Below are 19,104 nucleotides of genomic sequence, written 5' to 3'. Positions count from 1 at the left end.
TCACGGCGTTTCACCCTGAGCCAGTTTGTTCAACGTATGGTGTGCGGCATTGGATTTGGGCCGCCAGAGTCCTCGTGACAGGGCTTCGGCCAATTTTCCCGCCATTTCGCGGAGAGCTGCGGGATTTGCCTCTTCCATGAAGTCCCGGACCGTGTCGTCGGCGACGTACGCGTCGAACACGGCATCGAAGTGATGATCGCGTACACAGCGCGCGGTTGCAGCGAAGGCGAACATGTAGTCCACCGTCGCCGCCAGTTCGAAGGCTCCCTTGTAGCCGTGGCGCATCACGCCGGCGATCCACTTGGGATTGACGACGCGGGCACGGACGACACGGGCGATTTCCTCGTCCAGGGTGCGGACACGCGGGTTCTCGGGACGCGAATGGTCGTTGTGGTAGACGACAGGCGCCTGTCCCGACAGGGTCCGCACGGCGACCGCAAGCCCGCCTTCGAACTGATAGTAATCGTCACTGTCGAGCAGGTCGTGCTCCCGGTTGTCCTGGTTGTGCAGGACGGCCTGGACCGATCCCAGCCGGGCCTCGAACAAGCCGCGCTCGGGAGCGCCCTCCACCCCGCTGCCATAAGCGTAGCCGCCCCAGGCGAGATAGGCTTCCGCCAGATCGCTCTCCGTCTCCCAGCCGCGTTCGTCGATCAGCGCCTGCAAGCCTGCCCCATAGGCCCCAGGCTTGGAGCCGAATACCCGATGCCCTGCCCGCTTCCGGGCAACAATCGGATCGATGCCGGAGGCGGCCAGATCAGCCGCATCCTGCCGGACACGGGCCGCCAGCGGGTTGACGTCGTCGGGTTCGTCCAGGTCGGCGATTGCGCGGGCGGCGCTGTCAACCAGATCCATCTGCGCCGGGAAAGCATCGCGGAAGAAGCCGGAAACCCGCAGGGTCACATCGACGCGCGGCCGGTCGAGGACGCCAGCAGGCATGATCTCGAACCCCGTAACGCGCCCCGTCCCGGTGTCCCAGGTCGGCCGTGCGCCCATCAGCGCGAGCGCCTGGGCGATATCGTCGCCGCCCGTCCGCATGTTGGCGGTGCCCCAGGCAGACAGCGCCATGGTGCGGGGCCAGTCGCCGTTTTCCTGAAGGTAGCGCTCGACCACGCGCGAGGCGGATTTCCAGCCCAGATGCCACGCGGCAGGCGTCGGGACCGCGCGGGTATCGACCGAGTAGAAGTTCCTCCCGGTCGGGAGGACTTCCGGCCGGCCGCGCGTCGGAGCACCGGACGGACCGGGCTCGACGAAGCGCCCGCCCAACCCGCGCAACAGCCCCGTCAACTCTGCCTCGCCGCAGGAGGAAACCACGGGCCGCAGATGGCCGGAGATATAATCGAGGACAGCGCCAGACGCAGACCAATCCGGGTCCGGAACGGCCTCTCCCGCGACCAGCTTGCGCGCCAGTTCCTCAAGCCGCTCCACTGTATCGCCGATGCTGCGCCAGACGCCGCCGGTATCCAGCGCCGCCGGCAGCACGCCCGTCCAGGGATCGCCCATGACGCAGTCCAGCGGGTCGAACTCCAGCCCCAAATCCCGCGCCAGCGCCCGGATCAGCGAGGCGTCGCGGCCATCGCCCTTGCCGCGCGGCAGCCGGGTCAGCGCCACCAGCAGGTCGTTCAGCAAGCCGCCCTCCGGCGCCATGCCGAAGACGTGCAGCCCGTCGCGGATCTGGAGTTCCTTCAACTCGCATAGATGATTGTCGAGCTTGGCAAGGGCCGCCTGCGGCTCGTCGTCCCGGCTGACGCCGCAGTCCACATCCAGGCCGGTGGCGGCGCTCAGTTCAAGGATGCGGTCGCGCAGTACGACGATACGGCGCGGATCGACGCCCGCCGCCTCGTAGTACTCGTCCACCAGCATTTCCAACTCGCGAAGCGGACCGTAGCTTTCGGCGCGGGTCAGCGGCGGGGTCAGGTGGTCGATGATGACGGCAGCCGCACGCCGCTTGGCCTGCGTTCCCTCGCCGGGATCGTTGACGATGAAGGGATACAGGTGCGGCAGCGGCCCCAGCGCCACTTCCGGAAAGCAGGTTTCCGACATCGCGAGTGACTTGCCCGGCAACCATTCCAGATTGCCGTGCTTGCCGAAATGCACGATGGCATGAGCGTCGAAGACCTGCCGAACCCAGGCGTAGAAGGCCAGATAGGCGTGCGGCGGCACCAGATCGGGGTCATGGTACGTCTTGGACGGATCGATCTGGTACCCACGGGCCGGCTGGATTGCGATGGCGGCATTGCCCAGCCGGACAACCGGCAGCAGGAAACGGCCATCGCGCACGAACGGGTCGTTCGCCGCCTCACCCCAGCGGTCCGTCACCGCCGCGCGCACAGCTTCGGGCAGCGCATCGAAGAAGGCTTGGTAAGCGTCCAACCCGAGCGTTTCGGAAACGACACGCTGGTCCAGATCGCTCAGGTCGTTGGTGACTCCGACACTGACGCGCGCCATCAACTCCGCCGAATCGGCCGGCAGATCAGCAACGCCGTAGCCCGCCTCTGACAGCGCCTGAAGCGTCCGCATCACCCCCGCCGGCGTATCGAGCCCGACGCCGTTGGCAAGTCGCCCATCGCGGTTCGGGTAGTTCGCCATGACGATGGCGACCCGCCGCTCACCCGCCGCAGTCCGGCGCAGCCGCGCCCAGCGCGCCGCAAAGGCGGCGACGAACGCGACCCGGTCGGGAACTGGCCGGTACGACAGCACCCAGCTTTCCGTCGCCTCGTGCCGCCGCGCCTCCGCCTTGAAACTGACGGCGCGGGTAATCAGCCGCCCGTCGACCTCGGGCAAGGCGACGTTCATGGCGATATCGCGAGCTGACAGCCCCGAAGTTCCGGCCCGCCAAGCCGCTTCCGACCCGCCGGAGAACACGACCTGGAAGACAGGGCAGTCCGAACCGTCGAACGGAGTAGACGACCGCGCCGCCCCCGGCTGGGAAATCGCGAAGGAGGTCGCGTTGAGGATCACATCGGGACCGGAACGATCCAGCAGATCCGCTACGATCCCAGCCGCCACCTTCTCCTTCAGGCTGGTCGTCGCGATCGGCAGCGCATTGACCCCGGCCTCGGCCAGCGCCGCGATCAGCGCATCGATGACGGCGGTGTTGGCCGCCTGCTCCAGTGCCCGGTAGAACAGGATCGCGGCGACGGGCGCCCCCTCTATCCAATCGCGCCTCAAATCGTCCAGATCAGGTCGATCCCGCCCCGGCCAGTAAATTCCGGCCCGCATCAGCGGTACCGGCTCGCGCCAGTCGGCATCGTCGTAGCCGATCAGATCAGCCGCATAGCGCAGCAAGCCGCCCGCATTCTCGACTCCGCCATGAACGGCGTATTGCCAGATCCGATGAACGACATCGCCCGGCAACGTCGAGAACCGCGACAACTCCGGGTCCGGCTGATCGTCGCCCGGCAGGACAGCCAGGGGGATGCCCCGTCGGCGGCAGGTATCCGCGACCTGTTCGATACCGTAGGGCCAGTAGCCGGCGCCCCCCAGCACCCGCACGACCACCAGCTTCGCCCGCGCCACGACCTTTTCGACATAGAGGTCAATTGACAGGTTATGGCCGAGTTGCAGCAGACTGGCGAGGCGGAGGCTCGGGAACCCCGCCCCCAGCCGGTCATGGGCGGCGGCAAGGCAAGCCAGCTCGGTGTCGGCCGCCGACAGCACGACGATATCGCCGGCCGTCTGGCCAAGATCGACCGCTTCGGTGCCGTCGGAGATGGTGCCGGGCTGTGCCGCCAGCAGATGCATGCCCGATCAGCCCCGCAGGATGGTTTCGATAGCAGAACGATCAAGCCCGCGCTGACCGATCACCACCAGTTCGCTACGCCTGTTCTCGTCCTGCTTCCAGCGCCGGTCGTAGTACCGCTGGATACGGTCGCCGACGCCCTGCACCACCTGCCGCATCGGCTTGCCCTCGACATGGAGGAAGCCCTTGATCCGCAGGATGTCGTGGGCGGCGACGGCGGCAAGAATCCGTTCCTCCACCCGTTCCGGAAGCTCGACCGTGCCGATCTCGATCACGAAGCTGTCGAAATCATCGTGGTCGTGGTCCTCGCCTTCCAGCTCATGGTGCGACGGACGGCTGTCGAGATCGTCTTCCGCCGCAGCTCCAAGACCCAGCAGTACCAGCGGATCGATACCACCCTGGACCGACACCACCGTCTTGACGGCAGGGCGCAGATGCTCGGCGACGATCCGGGAAACCCGGTCCAGCGTCGTGGCATCGACCCGGTCGGCCTTGTTCAGCACGACCATGTCGGCGCACTGGATCTGCTCCTCGAACAGCTCCTCCAGCGGGCTTTCGTGGTCCAGCGAATCGTCGGCCTCGCGCGCCGCCTGGACGGCAGCCGGATCGCCGGCGAAGCGGCCGGCCGCGACCGCTTCCGCATCGATCACGGCGACGACGCCGTCCACGGTGACGCGGGTGCGGATTTCCGGCCAGGCGAAGGCCTTTACCAGCGGCTTCGGCAGCGCCAGTCCGGACGTTTCGATCACGATATGATCGGGCGGGTTGGGCTGGTTCAGCAGCTTCTCGATGGTCGGCAGGAAGTCGTCGGCGACCGTGCAGCAGATGCAGCCGTTGGTCAGCTCGACGATATCTTCCTCGCGGCAGGTGGCGGAGCCGCAGCCGGCCAGCAGTTCGCGGTCGACGCCCAGATCGCCGAACTCGTTGATGATCAGCGCCAGCCTGCGGCCACGGGCGTTTTCCAGCAGATGGCGGATCAGGCTGGTCTTGCCGGCGCCGAGAAAGCCGGTAATGACCGTCGCGGGGATCTTGGTGCTCACTTGATGTTTCCTTGATCGGTTTTCTTGACGGTCATCGGGATGCCCGCGACCATGAAATAGACGGCATCGGCCAGGGCCGCGACTTCCTGATGGAGCCTGCCGGCATGGTCGCGGAAGGCCCGCGCCATGGCATTGTCGGGGACGATGCCAAGCCCGACCTCGTTCGATACGAAGACGACAGGCCCCTGGAGACCGCCGAACGCCGCGGCCAGCCGCCGCGACTCATCGGCGATATCGCGCTCGGCCATCATCAGGTTGGTGACCCACAGGGTGAGGCAATCGACCAGCACGACGGCACCGGGCGACGCCAGCGTGGGCAGCACGCCCGCCAGATCCAGCGGTTCTTCGACGGTGGTCCACTTCGGCCCGCGCCGGGCGCGGTGTTCGTCGATGCGGGCCGACATCTCGCCGTCCCAGGCCCTGCCCGTCGCGAGATAGATCGGTCGTGCGGCCCGCTCAGCCATCTCTTCGGCGAAGCGGCTTTTACCCGACCGGGCGCCGCCGAGAACCAGGGTGACGCCGTGCGGCGTCTTCGTGTCGAAATTCATGACCCACCTTCGCCGGTTCACCCCGCCCGGCCGTGATTGAACATACGGCGCTCGACGGCAGGTCTCCTGGCTTCGCGAGTCGGTGCGGGTGTCCGGCCTTCCCGGCGCTGTTTCCGGCGCCAGTGACCACAGGTTCAGGACACCCGCTCGTCGCTTACAGTTGCGGGGGCAGCTCCGGACTCGGACGCTTGGGCGGCGTCCCCACCGGATTCCCTCTTGGCGGCCCGCCAGCTCATCACCGCCGGGCACCATCGAGCGGGGCGCACTATCCGCGCCCCACCCCACACTGTCAATGAGCGTCTATCCGGTCCGTCTATTCCGCCCGTCTACTCGCTGGCAACCGGATGGTAGATCTCCGACCCGGCCTCCCGGAAGTTCCGCGACATCTCCGCCATGCCGGAGGCGGCGTAGTCTCGGACCTCCTGCGTGATCTTCATCGAACAGAACTTCGGCCCGCACATCGAGCAGAAATGCGCCGACTTGGCGCCCTCGGCCGGCAAGGTCTGGTCGTGGAAGCGCTCCGCCGTCTCCGGGTCCAGCGACAGGTGGAACTGGTCGCGCCAGCGGAAGTCGAAGCGGGCGCGGCTCAAGGCGTCGTCCCGCAGCTTCGCCGCCGGGTGGCCCTTCGCCAGATCCGCCGCATGCGCGGCGATCTTGTAGGTGACCACCCCGACCTTGACGTCGTCGCGGTCGGGCAGCCCCAGGTGCTCCTTGGGCGTCACGTAGCACAGCATCGCGCAGCCGAACCAGCCGATCATCGCGGCGCCGATGCCGCTGGTGATATGGTCGTAGCCGGGCGCGATATCCGTCGTGAGAGGCCCCAGCGTGTAGAACGGCGCTTCGTCGCAGACCGCAAGCTGCCGCTCCATGTTCTCCTTGATCTTGTGCATGGGGACATGCCCCGGTCCCTCGATCATCACCTGGACGTCGTGCTTCCAGGCTGTTTTGGTCAGCTCGCCCAGCGTCTCCAGCTCGGCGAACTGCGCGGCGTCGTTGGCATCGGCGATCGATCCCGGACGCAGCCCGTCACCCAGCGAGAAGCTGATGTCGTAGGCCCGCATGATCTCGCAGATCTCCTCGAACCGGGTGTAAAGGAAGTTCTCCCGGTGGTGCGCCAGACACCACTTGGCGAGAATCGAGCCGCCGCGCGAGACGATGCCGGTAACCCGGCGTGCGGTCAGCGGGATATGCGCCAGCCGGACGCCGGCATGGATCGTGAAGTAATCGACGCCCTGCTCCGCCTGCTCGATCAAGGTGTCGCGGTAAATCTCCCACGTCAGGTCCTCGGCCTTGCCGCCGACCTTCTCCAGCGCCTGATATATCGGCACCGTCCCGATCGGGACGGCGGAGTTGCGGATGATCCACTCCCGCGTCGTGTGGATATTGGCGCCGGTGGACAGGTCCATGACGGTGTCCGCGCCCCACCGCGTCGCCCAGACCATCTTCTCGACTTCCTCCGACACGGAGGAAGCCACGGCCGAGTTGCCGATATTGGCGTTGATCTTGACCAAGAAGTTGCGGCCGATGATCATCGGCTCGATTTCCGGATGGTTGATGTTGGCCGGGATGATGGCCCGGCCTCGCGCGATCTCGTCCCGGACGAACTCCGGCGTCACATGGTCGGGAACCGAGGCGCCGAACGACTGGCCGTCGCGCGGAGCACCCAGACCCGCTTCGCGTCCCAGGTTCTCGCGGATCGCGACATACTCCATCTCCGGCGTCACGATGCCGCGCCGTGCATAGGCAAGCTGGGTGACGACGGCGCCCGCCTTCGCCCGCACCGGACGGCGTCCCGAGGCCGGGAATTCCTCCAGGTTGGACGGCTGGCCGCGCCGCAGCCCGTTGTCTTCCGGCTTGATCGCGCGGCCGTCATAGGTTTCCACATCGCCGCGCGCCTCGATCCAGCCGGCCCGCAGGGCGGGCAAGCCGCGCTCGATGTCGATGCCGGCGGCGGGATCGCTGTAGGGGCCGGAGCTGTCATAGACCCGGACCGGCGCTTCGCCGCAGCCGGGCTCCAGGTCGATCTCGCGCAGCGCCACGCGCAGGTCGGGGAACAGGCGGCCCGGCGCATGGACCTTGCGCGAGGAGGGCAAGGGTCCGGTGGACACCGTGAAAAGCGGGGTGTTGTCCTTGGGCATTTCGATCTCCCTGATCAATGTTATCGATCGGAGATCCGGAATGCAGCGGTGGATATGATGAGACCGGGTGCGAATCGCGACTGCCGCACGCTTCTCCCCTTCCTACGCCGGCACGACCCGGATCAGGTTCAAAGGGTCTCCGCGTCGCGACGTGCCGGCGGAATCTCAGCCCCCTACCGGGGCTCCCCTGGGAATGCGGCGATCGTCAGGGCTTTGGACAGACTTGTCAAGCCGGGAGATGGGACGGCATGACGACGCCCCATCCTCCCGTCCGGCGATCCGCTACTTCTGAGGCTTCAGGTAGTACGGCCGGCCCTGGATTGCGACCGGTGCCGACTGATAGGTCTGGATGGCATAGGGCTTGACGCCGTGCAGCAGTTCCCGCATCGCCTTGCCCATCGGGTGCGTGCTGGAACCATAGGTCAGGACGACGCGCTCCGACTGTTCGGGCTCCTTCAGGATGAAGGTGTCGAAGGGTTGCAGGATGTTCCAGCGGCAGCCGGTCGCCGTTCCGTCGGGGATGCCGTATTCGGTGATCGACGAGATCGCGGCCGGGGTCGACCGCAGTCCATCGGTGTCGGCGACGACGGTGAAGATCGCCACGCCGGCGGTGTCCGGATCGTTGACCTGGAATCCCCAGCTTCGGACCCAGTCCGGCTTATAGACCGGACCGGGAATTCGGCACGGGTTGGGTGACGGAATGTTCGTCATGAAGGTCGTCTGGAACTTCGGCTCGCCGAACAGTTCCCTGCCCACGTTGATCGCGATCGGATCGTCGCACGGCACGTAGATGCGGTGGTTCCCGAGCAGCTTGGTCTGGTCCTCGCCCTGCAACCACTGCTCGAACGTGATGTCGGGAACGTCTTCGGCCTTCCCCTTCGGGTACGCCACGATGTTCAGTTCAAGTTCCTGGGTGATGCCGCTGGCGGACGGCGACCAGCTCTCCGGCGGCAGTCCGACCCCGGCGGAGAAGAAGCCGGTATAGACCTGGAAGTTGTAGCTGACCGATGCCTTGTCGCCGAACAGCGCCGGCCTCAGCCCGCAATCCTGAAATTCGCCATGGAAATAGGGTTTCACCCGGTCCTTATCGACCAGATAGTGGATGATGATATTGGACAGCGATGAATAATAGAACGGTGTGGTGACGCCCGCGGGTATCGGCGGCAGAATCGAGTTGGGCTGTGAGAACTTGCTGTCGGCGGTCATCTGCTTGGCTTCCTGCCTGATGGAAAATCAAGCAGAGGTAAAACCAACGATACAGTGATTGCTAGTATTTTCTTCAAATTATATATTTCAAACCTGCAAAACTTCCTACAGGTTGTTCATTCACCCGGCGCCGTTCCACGTCATCCGGATAGCCCGACGGGACGGCGCCGGCATCGAACGTCACTTATCCGTCTTGGCCAGCGTATGGAGAGCCTGTGCCCACAGGAAGTATTTGCAGGTCGCCAGTTCCTCGATGGTGTCGATGCCGAAGGCCTCCTTGAGCTTCTTCGCATCGCTGTCGGTTACGCCGGCCAGCGCCGACGGCGGCAGCGACATCAGCTGCTTCGGAGTCATACCCTCGTGGGCCTTGTCGAGAATTGCATGCAGAGCGTCGGTTGAAGCCACTGTCGCCTCCCTTGTTTCAAAAACTTGAGCGCCGCGAATTAACCACGAAAGCGGCATCCGAAGTCAACAGGCGGCAAACCCCGCCACCGTCAAGATTAAGCGGCGGCTGCGGGAGACGTGAATCCGGGAAAATTGTTACAGGGCCTCGACAGGATCATGACTCTTTCCAGGTAAGTTTTTGCCCCGGACTTGACATTTGGCCTCCACTCGTACAACCATCAGATTAATCCGTATTCTTCGCGAATGTCTGCCAACATCGGATCAGCGGAGACTTGCCGTGGAGATCCATCCTTGATCCGCAAGACGTACCTGCCCGGCGCCACGATCTTCTTCGAGGGGCAGCCCGCCGACTGCGCCTATATCGTCGAGCGCGGACAGGTGGAGATCTGCGCCGTCCGCGACCGGACCCACATCACCCTCGCGACCCTCGGACAGGGGGAGATCTTCGGCGAGATGGCCGTGCTGGACGACGGCGTCCGCTCCGCGGAAGCGCGTGCCGTTCAGGAGACCGAAGTGCTGATCATCCGGAGCGACCAGTTGAGGCGCCGCATCCTGGAGGCGGAGCCCATCGTCGGGCAAGTTCTCAGCAGCCTGATCAAACGCTTCCGGCAGGCGCAGACGGGCCTGCTCAGCGATCTGCCGACCCGCATGGGAACGAGCCATGTGGTGATGCCGAACGCCAACTGTGATGAAATCGGTTCGAGCGGAGCGGCGCTGGAGTGGCTGCTCCGGGAATACGACCTGGAACGCGGCTTGGCCGCCTGCGAGTTCGTGCCCTTCTTCCAGCCGATCGTGATGATCGAAGACCGCTCGATCGCCGGGTTCGAGGCGCTGGCCCGGTGGCGCCACCCCGAACGCGGGCTGGTCCCGCCGAGCGAGTTCATCGACCTCGGCGAGCGGTGCGGCCTGATTCGGCACATCGACCTTGCCATCATCGCCGAAGCCTGCCGGCTGCTGCGCCAAGCGACACCGGTGGGTGCTACGCCCTTCCTCAGCGTCAACCTGTCGGCGCAGCATTTCACCGATTTCGGGGTGGTGGCCAGCCTCTCGAAGATCCTGTCCGACACCGGCTTCGACCCGGCCCATCTCAAGGTCGAACTGACGGAAACGGCGCTGGTTCAGGACCCGCGCAAGGCGCACGAGGTACTGACCCAGATCAAGGGCCTGGGCGTGACGATAGCGCTGGACGACTTCGGGACCGGCTATTCCAGCCTGTCTTACCTGCACAGCTTCCCGTTCGACGTCCTGAAGATCGATCAATCCTTCGTCCGTCAACTGGGCAAGCCCGGCCGCACCCACGACATCGTCGAAACCATCATCATGCTGGCGAACCGCATGGGCATGCTCGTCGTCGCGGAAGGGATCGAGACGCCCGACCTCATCCCACCGCTCCAGCAATTGGGCTGCACCTTCGGCCAGGGTTACCATTACAGCCGCCCGGTCCCGGCATCCGAGCTTGCCGGCCTGCTCGCCCGGTAACATCCCCGCCGACCGGCGATCCTTCCCGATCAGTCGTCCGGATCGCCCGCCAGCCCGCGCTCGATCAGCGACAGGAAGGCATCGACCACCTGCGGGTCGAAATGCTTGCCGCTCTCGGATTTCAGGTGCTCGATCGTTTCGGCCGCATGCCAAGCGTCCTTGTACGGGCGCTTGTGCATCAGGGCGTCGTAGACGTCGGCTACGGCGGTGATCCTGCCGCCGATCGGGATGTCGTTCCCCTTCAACCCGGCGGGATAGCCGGTCCCGTCGAACTTCTCGTGATGGGTCTCCGCGACCTCGGCGCCCAGGCTCAGATAGCTGCGGCCGGGCACCATCTTCGCCACCTCGCGCAGCACGTTGGCCCCTATCCTGGGGTGCTGGCGGATGACGTCCATTTCCTCGTCGGTCAGCCGGGCCGGCTTGTTCAGGATGCTGTCGGGCAATCCCACCTTGCCGACGTCGTGCAGGATGCTGGCAAGGCCGATCTGATCGACGAAACGGTCGTCGATCTCGTCGGCGAACTGGCCCCGGTCCTTCAGTTCGCCGGCGATCGCCGCCGTAAGCCGCTCGATCCGCCGGACATGCTGGCCGGTGATCTCGTCCTTGAACTCGGCCAGCTTGCCGAGGGCGTAGACGGTCGCCTTCTGCGAGTTCAGCACCTGCTCGTACAGGTAGACGTTGTCGAAGGCGATAGCGACCTTGCTGCAGAAGATCTCGAGCAGGCCGTGATCGACCTCGCCCAGCGGCGCGTGCCCCTCCAGGTAGACGACGCTGACCGAATGGTTGCGCGACCTGAAGACGACGACGCTGTGGTCGGCGCAGTAGACGTTGCGGCCTTCGCGGAAGGCGCGCCGGATGTCTTCCATCGCGTCCGGCGGCAGGATCGCGTCCAGTGGACGACCCGGCGCGGCGCTGAAGGGCTGGGAACTGGCGAGCACCCGGAACTCGCCGCCGGCATCGTCGCTGCCCTCCGCCCCGACGGTGCACAGCAGCGATCCGGTGGCCCCCTGGATCAGCGAGTGAAGCTGCATCAGGACCCCTTCGACGAACTGGCTCATCGACCGCTGCTCGAACAGCGATGCCGATCCCTCGATGATCTTTTCCAGCCCCCGGCGGCTCAGGTCGATGCTCATGATGTGCTGGTAGGAGCGCAGGGCCGCCACGACCGACGTGAACAGCTTCTGCGCCGTAAGCTCGCTTTTGGCCTTGTAGTCGTTGATGTCGTAATCGACGATCACCTGCCGTTCCGGCGCTTGGCCGGGCTGGCCGGTGCGCAGGATGATCCGAACCTGCTTGTTGCCCATGGTCTTGCGGATGAACTCGACGCAGCGGAGACCGGCGTCGTCGGTTTCCATGACGACGTCCAGCAGCACGACGGCGGTATCGAGATGGTCCGCGATCGCCTTGCAGGCCTCGACGGCGCTGTAGGCGTTGACGAACTCCACCGGCCGGCCATCGAACACGAAATCGCTCAGAACGACCTTCGTGACCGCATGGACCTCCCGGTCGTCGTCGACGATCATGATCTTCCACGGACGGGCCTTCGCAGCTCCGCGAAACGATCCGGCCCCCGAGGGAAGACCGCCGTCCAGATCGTCATCATCCTCGGCCTCGCCGGCGAACAGTAGTTCGTCGTCGTCGCACATGTCGTTGCCGGCTACGTCACCCCCGGCCATGTCGTCCCTATCGGTGCAGATCATCGGTCGCCGTCCCCATGCTCCGGCTTGTCCGGCGCCACACGCGGAATGGTCAGGATGAAGCTGGCGCCCTGCCCCTCGATGCTTTCCACGGCGATGGTCCCCCCCAGACTTTGGGCCACGATGTTGAAGACGATATGCAGCCCCAGCCCCGTCCCGCCGGACCCTCGTCTGGTCGTAAAGAACGGCTCGAAGATCTTGCCCAGGTTCTTTTCGGGAATGCCCTTTCCGGTGTCGGAATACCGGATCGATACCACGTCGGGCTGCTGCAACCGGGCGCATAGGGTGATCCTGCCGGCCCGACCTTCGGCGAACCCATGGACCAGGGAGTTCATCACGAAGTTGGTCAGAACTTGCGATAATGCACCCGGGTAGCTGTCGATTTCAAGATCGTCGGGACAATCCACCGAAACGGTGTGGGCCGTTTGGCGGAGCCTGGGACGCAGGCTCAGCAGGATCTCGCCGATGTATTCGGCAAGGTTGAAGCCGCGCCGGATATCGGTGGACTGATCGACCGCGACCTGCTTGAAGCTCTGGATCAGCTCGGCCGCCCGCCCGATGGTCGCCACCATGATCGCGGAGGACTCGGTCGCGGTTTCCAGATAACGGTCGGCATCCGACTTCTTCAGCTTGCCGCCCTGAAGCAGCGCCCGGAAATCGGCCGTCCGCTCCCCCAGGTGCGATGCCGCCGTCAGGGCGGTGCCGATCGGCGTGTTGATCTCGTGCGCGACGCCGGCCACCAGCGACCCCAGCGCCGCCATCTTCTCGGCCTGGAGCAGGCTGTCCTGGGCCTGATGCAGACGGTCGTAGGCCATCTCCGCCGCCTCCTTCGAGGCCCGCAGCGCGTCTTCTGCCGACTTCCGCTCGGTCACGTCGGTATAGGTGCAGACATAGCCCCCGCCCGGCAGCCGGTTGCTGCGGGCCTCGACCACCATGCCGTTGGGCCGGCGGCGCTCGTAGATCGGCCGGCTTTCCAGCAGGTCGCGCTGATCGCCGGTGAATTGCAGGACATCCTCGTCCGACAGACCGGCGAAGTCGCCGCGCTCCGCAAGGAAACCGGCAAGGCCGGCCAGCGTCGGCCCCGGCTCCAGCACCTCGGCGGTCAAGTCCAGCAGGTCGGCGCACCGGTGGTTCCAGCCGATCACCCGCAGGTCGCCGTCGGTGATCAGCATGGCCTGATCCATGTTCTCTAGCGTCGCCTTCAGCATGGCGCGGTCGCGCGCCAGTTCCTGCTCGATCCGCTTCCGCTCGTTGATCACGTTGACGGTGGTCAGGGTCGCCGGCTCGCCCCGATGGTTGAACAGCCGGGCGGACAGCAGCGACCAAAAAGGTTGGCGAGCGCTGTCGCAGAGCTGAAGTTCGAACTCGTCCACCTGGCCGTCGTTGCGCAGGCGCGTACCCAGGCGGCGGCGCTCCTCCTCCACCACGTAGAAGTCGGTGGCGTCCCGCCCGATCGCCTGTTCCGGCGTCAGGCCGAACAGCTCGGCCGCCCGGTGATTGATCTGGAGGACCTGCGCGTCCGACGTCCGCGCCAGCACGAGCGGGACCGGCACCGCGTCGATCAGCTTGCGCTGCGCGTCCTCGGCCTCCTTGCGCGCGGTGACGTCGGTGAACCCCACCAGCACCGCGTCGACCCCCTGATAGGGGATGCACACCGCCGACAGGTTGACCCAGAACGTCCGGTCGTCCGCGTTCCGCATCAGGACCTCGACGCCCTCGATCCGGCCATCGCGGTCGAGCGCTGCCTGCACCCCTGTGTAGTCGTCCCGGCTGGCATATTTGATCGACGACCGCCGCCCCATCATGCTGTGGGCGTGGCGGTTGCCCACCTTGGCCAGCGGCGCATTGACGTAGAGCACCAGCGCATCCGACCGGCGCATCACAGCGACCGGGAACGGGATCGCGTCGAGGATGAGTTGCTGGGCCTCCTGCGCCGCCTGGAAATCGCGCTGGGCTTCCAGCCGGTCGGAAACGTCGCGCAGGAAGACGGTCCAGTAGTCGCCGTCCTCGTCGACGAGATGCGATGCGGTCAGTTCCACCGAGAAACGCGTCGCGTCGGCGCCGATGCCCCAGGTGACCCTGGTCTTGCCGTCCATCAGCCGGCCTATCGGCCGGGGAGCGCTCCGGTTGGGCGGCGGTTCGTCGATGGCGATCAGGTCGTCCAGCCGCAACCCGGCCAGCCCGCCTTCCCGGCCTTCGCCCACGGGAAAGAGGACTTCCGCGGCCGGGTTGGCGCAGACGATCACGCGGTCTTCGCCGCTGAACGTCACGATGGCGTCACGCGCCGACCGGACGACCGAATCCGACCGCGAGACCGTCCGCTCGATCGCTTCGATCACCGCGTTGTAGCGGTCGATCACTATGCCCGGACCGGCTTCGCGCGGCCCGAGCTGTCGTTGCGAGAAGTTCCGCTCGCGGACGCGGCTTTCCAGCTCGCTCAGCAGGTCGAGCGCCGCGCGCCCGTCGGGCACATCGGGGGAAACGGGAGCTTGGGCGACGGCGAACCGTCTTCCGGCGATCCATCCCCCCCCGAAGACGATGACCGAAACAAGCAGGAGCAGCGGTAAACCGATCATTATTATTCATGCCACAGCAGATGCCGGGCCAAGCTTATGGAAATAATTATTATTAAATGCTTTCAATATGCGTGCTGCGACATCAGCACGCGGATACTTATATTTCTAAATTTTGATCCGGAACGCCGGTCTACAGGGCCGTGGGCACGGACTCGGCGGGAACCGGCGCCAGCGGCGGCTGAACGCCCAGCCGCCACAACCCGGCGCGTCCGATGCCGACCACGCGCACCGCTCCGGGCAGCATCGCCTGATAGCCGATATGATGGTGGCCATGCACGATCAGCCGCGCGCCCATGGACCGGGCAAGCTCGTCAAGCACGGCGAAGCCGTGCCGATGAGTGCTGGGCGCCTCGTGGCAGACCAGCACGTCGGCCTTCTGGGTGCGCAGGTGCTGGTAGTCCTCCCACCAGATCGACACCCGCTGGGCCAGCGGCAGGCCGCCCCGCCACCGGTGGGTCGGCGGCAGGGAGGCGAGGTAGTCGTCCCTCGATGTAAAGCGCGGAGTGCCGTCGCCTTCCGCCGGGTGCCATATCCGTCCGCGGAACACCCCGCCGAAACCGGCGACCCGCAAGCCGGGCACCACCTCCGCGACCCGGCCATGCAGGTTGAAGCCGCCCAACCCGCTGTCGAAAAGATTGTCGTACCAGTGGGTCCGGTCGCCGTCATGGTTCCCCGGTATCCACCAGACCGGAATGCCCATATCGACCACCGACGCCAGAACCTCCTCCAGCGGCTGCTCCAGGTCGTGGTCTCCGACGATGACGACCGCCGACGGCGCCTTGGTCATCACCGCCCGGACGATCTGGGAATAGCTGCCGTGGGGATCGCCGCAGAACAGGACGGTCAAAGGGCACCGTCCCGCGCTTTTGGAAGGCGCAACGCGGGACTGGGCATCATGGACCTCCTGAAGGCAACACACGGCTTCCGCCTGAAAGCGGGCCACGACGCAAGCCGGCACCCCGGCGCATCCGCGACATTCGCCCTCAGCTTAAAGTGCGACGCTTTCCGACGGAACCGAAAAAGTTGGATATCATCACAAACTGAACACAGATACATCCAACGCCGTGTTTCGCCGCGCGCCGATCAGGGAGCCGGCGGCACCGTCTTCAGATAGGCCGCGATGGCATCGCGGTCTTCCGCCGTCAGCTTCGACGTGCTGTTCTCGACGACCTCGTTCATCCCGCCGCCGACGAAGTCGCCGTCGGGCTGCATGCCGATTTCCAGCATGAAGGCGATCTCGCCTTGCGACCATTTCCCGATGCCCTTGTCCGGATCGGAGGTGATGCTCGGCACGGCCTTGCCCTCCGGCCCGCTGGCCGACCCGGCAAGCATCCGGTCATGATCGACGACGCCCAGGAAGTTGCGGGGTGAATGACACTCGCCGCAATGTCCCGCCGCCTGCACCAGGTAGCGCCCGCGATGCCACTTCTCGTCCCGCCCCGCTTCTTCCGGCAAGCCGCTTTCGTCCAGGAAGAGCGTCTGCCAGACCGGCAGAAGGAAGCGCCAGCCGAACGGCGGGGAAACCTCGTGCGGCTTGTTCGCCTGGGAAACCGCCGGCTGCGCGTCGATATAGGCCTTGAGGTCGCGGATGTCGCCCTCGGTCAGATGGGTGAACGAGGTATAGGGGAACACCGGGAAATACGCCGAGCCGTCCGGCGCCTTGCCCTCGCGCATCGCCCGGACGAAGTCCGCCTCGCTCCAGCCGCCGATGCCGGTTTCCCGGTCGGGCGTGATGTTGGGGGAATAGAACGTCCCGAACGGCGTCTTGAGCGCCCGCCCTCCCGCCAGCCGCTCGCCGGTCTTCGGCACGGTATGACACCCAAGGCAGCCGGCCGCGTTGAAGATGTATTCGCCTCGGGCGACGGGATCCTCACTGACCTGACCTTCACCGGCCTGACCCTTACCGGCCTCCTGGGCGGATGCGGGGGCGGATGCGGAGACCGATACGAAGAACACTCCGCTGGCCATGACAGCCAGCGGGATGCCCAGGCGCGGAAGCCTTGAAAGCACGCCTACTCTTTCTTCTGGCGGAAGTTGTCGTGGCAGCCGCCGCAGGACTGGCCGACCTGGCCGAACTGCTTGGCGATGGCCGCCCTGTCGTCGGTCGCCGCGACCGTCACCAGTTCGGCGCTGGTGGACTCGAGCTTCTGAGCCGCCTGCTGGAACTGCGGCCACTGCTTCCAGATCTCCGGTTTGGCTTCGCTGTCCTTGATCTTGCCGATGCCGGTATCCGCCGGGAAGAGGCTGGGTACGATCTTGTGCGAAGCCTGCTGGATGGTGGCCGCCCCCTCGCGCACGCCGTCGATCGTGCCGCCCTCGTTCTTCACATAGGCGGAAATCTTCTTCATCGCGTCGCCCATGGACTTCATGGTCTTTTCGCGCTCTTGCGTCACGACGGCGGGGTCGCTCGATACCGGCTGCGGCGATTGCGCACCGGCCTGTCCGGCAACGGCAAGCAGCGCCCCGGCTGCGGTCAGGGCGATGACGGTTCTACGGATGATGTCCAAGGGTTGGTGCCCCTTTGATGTTATGAAATTGCTCACGCAAATCTCTCCCTCGCGGATTGACATCGAATTAGACGCACAACGCGTACTTGCCATTCCCCTGTTCAAAAGATTTATTTCTTTTAGGATAGGACGAACCTTGCCGCGCATAACAAGGTTTTCCGGCACTCCGGCCGCGTTTCCGCTGTTCAAATTCCGATTGAAAAAAGACGTTTTCGTCAGCGCTTATCCGTCGCACGGGTCAGGCAAAGCGCGAATCGCCCGACGCGCAGGCCCATCCAGTAGACCAATCCAAGGTACAGCCCGGGCGCCACTTCCCGGATCTCGTCGCGCACGCCGCCCGCGATCAGCGATGTCCGGGAATAGTCCAGGACATGGCACGGCTTGCGGTCCAGCCGGCTCGGCTCTTCCCGGACACGAGCCTTCACGGCCTCGATCCCGACCGGCAGGACGCGGTTGACCATCGTGCCCGAACCGGCGTCGAAGTTCTTGCCCCGCCATGCCAGCCCCAGCAGCCCGGCCAGCACCGGGGCGCCCGGCGTCCCCGGCGCCAGAAGGAAAAGTCCCTCGGCCCGGCCGTCGGGCCGGGCGCCGGCATCGCTGCGGCGGAACAGGTCGTCCAGTTCCCGGCCCGACAGGCGCAGCAGGGCTTCCATTTCGGCAACCTCGCCCCGCGCCGGACGACGGTTGTTTATTCCGCCCGCGCTTTCCACGTGTGACTCATGTCTTCTCATGATCAATTCCCGGAAGTGGCACCCATGACCTTATTGTCCGTGCTCGACCTTGCACCCGTTCCCCAGGGATCTACGCCGGGCGACGCCCTCCGCAACACCCTGGATCTGGCGCAGCATGCCGAAAGCTGGGGCTACAACCGCTACTGGGTGGCCGAACACCACAACATGGTCGGGATCGCCAGCGCCGCGACCTCCGTCGTGATCGGCTACATCGCGGGCGGTACGCGGACGATCCGGGTCGGCGCCGGCGGCATCATGCTGCCCAACCACTCGCCCCTGGTGATCGCCGAACAGTTCGGCACCCTCGCCTCGCTCTACCCCGGCCGGATCGATCTCGGCCTCGGCCGCGCGCCCGGCACCGACCAGCGGACGCTGCTGGCGCTCCGCCGCGATCCCGGAAGCTCCGACAAGTTCCCCCAGGACGTCCTCGAGCTTCAGGCCCTGCTGGGTCCGGTCCAGCCCGGCCAGTTCCTCCAGGCGGTTCCCGGCGCCGATACCAACGTGCCGCTGTGGATCCTCGGCTCCAGCCTGTTCGGCGCCCAGCTCGCCGCCATGCTCGGCCTGCCCTATGCCTTCGCCTCCCACTTCGCTCCCGACGCGCTGATGCGGGCGCTCCAGGTCTACCGGGACAACTTCAAGCCGTCGGAACAACTGACCGCGCCGCACGCCATGATCGGCGTCAACGTCATCGCCGCCGACACCGACGAGGAAGCCCGTTTCCTGTTCACGACACCGCAGCAGTCCTTCACCAACCTGTTCCGGGGAACACGCGGCAAGCTCCAGCCGCCGATCGCCGACATCGAATCCTACTGGTCGCCCTCCGAAAAGGTCCAGGCATCCAACATGCTCGGCTGCTCCGTCGTAGGTTCGCCGCAGACCGTGCGCGAAGGCCTCGCCCGCCTGATCGAAAAGACCGGCGCCGACGAACTGATGGTGGCCTCCGCGATCTACGACCACGGCGCACGTTTGCGGTCGTACGAGATCCTGGCGGAGGTTTGGAAGGAGCTGAACTGAACCACCCAGGCCCAAGTGCAGTTA

General features: G+C 65.6%; 14 protein-coding genes and 2 riboswitches. Of the genes, 2 read left to right on the top strand and 12 right to left on the bottom strand.

The genetic code is table 11. The features are described from left to right. The 6 genes from cobN to N826_RS00145 all read right to left on the bottom strand — a co-directional run bounded on the left by cobN (position 1) and on the right by N826_RS00145 (position 9,076). Entirely contained in the window at positions 1 to 3,741 is a 3,741-nt protein-coding gene (gene cobN, locus N826_RS00170; RefSeq protein WP_044425326.1) for a cobaltochelatase subunit CobN, read from the bottom strand. 6 nt (positions 3,742 to 3,747) lie between these two features. Then, on the bottom strand, positions 3,748 to 4,779 hold the full coding sequence (gene cobW / locus N826_RS00165) for a cobalamin biosynthesis protein CobW (protein WP_044425325.1): 1,032 nt from the start codon (positions 4,777 to 4,779) through the stop codon (positions 3,748 to 3,750). Then, the gene (cobU, locus tag N826_RS00160) at positions 4,776 to 5,327 is read right to left on the bottom strand and encodes a bifunctional adenosylcobinamide kinase/adenosylcobinamide-phosphate guanylyltransferase (RefSeq protein WP_044425324.1); all 552 of its coding nucleotides are present in this window, start codon (positions 5,325 to 5,327) and stop codon (positions 4,776 to 4,778) included. The genes cobW and cobU overlap by 4 nt, the downstream gene beginning before the upstream one ends. Positions 5,328 to 5,366: 39 nt before the next feature. Further along, positions 5,367 to 5,595: riboswitch (cobalamin riboswitch) on the bottom strand. Between the two features lie 58 nt (positions 5,596 to 5,653). Further along, the gene (gene thiC, locus N826_RS00155) at positions 5,654 to 7,465 is read right to left on the bottom strand and encodes a phosphomethylpyrimidine synthase ThiC (RefSeq protein WP_044425323.1); all 1,812 of its coding nucleotides are present in this window, start codon (positions 7,463 to 7,465) and stop codon (positions 5,654 to 5,656) included. Positions 7,466 to 7,547: 82 nt separating this feature from the next. Further along, positions 7,548 to 7,664, bottom strand: a riboswitch (TPP riboswitch). An 83-nt stretch (positions 7,665 to 7,747) separates the two neighbouring features. After that, positions 7,748 to 8,671 (bottom strand): hypothetical protein, encoded by a 924-nt coding sequence (locus N826_RS39545; RefSeq protein WP_052830706.1) that lies wholly within the window; start codon positions 8,669 to 8,671, stop codon positions 7,748 to 7,750. 180 nt (positions 8,672 to 8,851) lie between these two features. After that, a complete protein-coding gene (locus N826_RS00145) occupies positions 8,852 to 9,076 on the bottom strand; it encodes a hypothetical protein (protein ID WP_044425322.1) in 225 nt (74 codons plus the stop codon). 291 nt (positions 9,077 to 9,367) lie between these two features. Here N826_RS00145 and N826_RS00140 point away from each other — a divergent pair, with 291 nt between their 5' ends. Continuing rightward, positions 9,368 to 10,555 carry an EAL domain-containing protein gene (locus N826_RS00140; protein ID WP_052830702.1) on the top strand — a complete coding sequence of 396 codons (1,188 nt, stop codon included), beginning with the start codon at positions 9,368 to 9,370 and terminating at the stop codon, positions 10,553 to 10,555. Between the two features lie 29 nt (positions 10,556 to 10,584). Here N826_RS00140 and N826_RS00135 read toward each other — a convergent pair whose 3' ends face one another. The 6 genes from N826_RS00135 to N826_RS00110 all read right to left on the bottom strand — a co-directional run bounded on the left by N826_RS00135 (position 10,585) and on the right by N826_RS00110 (position 18,066). Beyond that, a complete protein-coding gene (locus N826_RS00135) occupies positions 10,585 to 12,255 on the bottom strand; it encodes a response regulator (protein WP_244619409.1) in 1,671 nt (556 codons plus the stop codon). Continuing rightward, entirely contained in the window at positions 12,252 to 14,828 is a 2,577-nt protein-coding gene (locus N826_RS39540; RefSeq protein ID WP_052830700.1) for a PAS domain-containing sensor histidine kinase, read from the bottom strand. The genes N826_RS00135 and N826_RS39540 overlap by 4 nt, the downstream gene beginning before the upstream one ends. Positions 14,829 to 14,958: 130 nt before the next feature. Continuing rightward, on the bottom strand, positions 14,959 to 15,675 hold the full coding sequence (locus N826_RS00125) for a metallophosphoesterase family protein (RefSeq protein WP_044425321.1): 717 nt from the start codon (positions 15,673 to 15,675) through the stop codon (positions 14,959 to 14,961). Between the two features lie 236 nt (positions 15,676 to 15,911). Then, a complete protein-coding gene (locus tag N826_RS00120; protein ID WP_244619410.1) occupies positions 15,912 to 16,838 on the bottom strand; it encodes a cytochrome c in 927 nt (308 codons plus the stop codon). Between the two features lie 2 nt (positions 16,839 to 16,840). Next, complete coding sequence (locus N826_RS39535) at positions 16,841 to 17,335, bottom strand: c-type cytochrome (RefSeq protein ID WP_052830698.1); 495 nt, start codon at positions 17,333 to 17,335, stop codon at positions 16,841 to 16,843. A 215-nt stretch (positions 17,336 to 17,550) separates the two neighbouring features. Further along, positions 17,551 to 18,066 carry a hypothetical protein gene (locus N826_RS00110; RefSeq protein ID WP_211099183.1) on the bottom strand — a complete coding sequence of 172 codons (516 nt, stop codon included), beginning with the start codon at positions 18,064 to 18,066 and terminating at the stop codon, positions 17,551 to 17,553. Positions 18,067 to 18,090: 24 nt separating this feature from the next. On the opposite strand from N826_RS00110, the gene N826_RS00105 reads away from it, so the two are divergent. Next, positions 18,091 to 19,080: an LLM class flavin-dependent oxidoreductase gene (locus N826_RS00105; RefSeq protein WP_044425320.1), complete on the top strand. Its 990-nt coding sequence runs from the start codon at positions 18,091 to 18,093 to the stop codon at positions 19,078 to 19,080. The last annotated feature ends 24 nt before the right edge of the window (positions 19,081 to 19,104 follow it).

Origin of the sequence: Skermanella aerolata KACC 11604, assembly GCF_000936425.1 — a bacterium.
GTDB classification, from domain to species: domain Bacteria; phylum Pseudomonadota; class Alphaproteobacteria; order Azospirillales; family Azospirillaceae; genus Skermanella; species Skermanella aerolata.
Note: the sequence above shows the minus strand (reverse complement) of the source record. Positions and strands in the feature narration are given on the sequence as shown.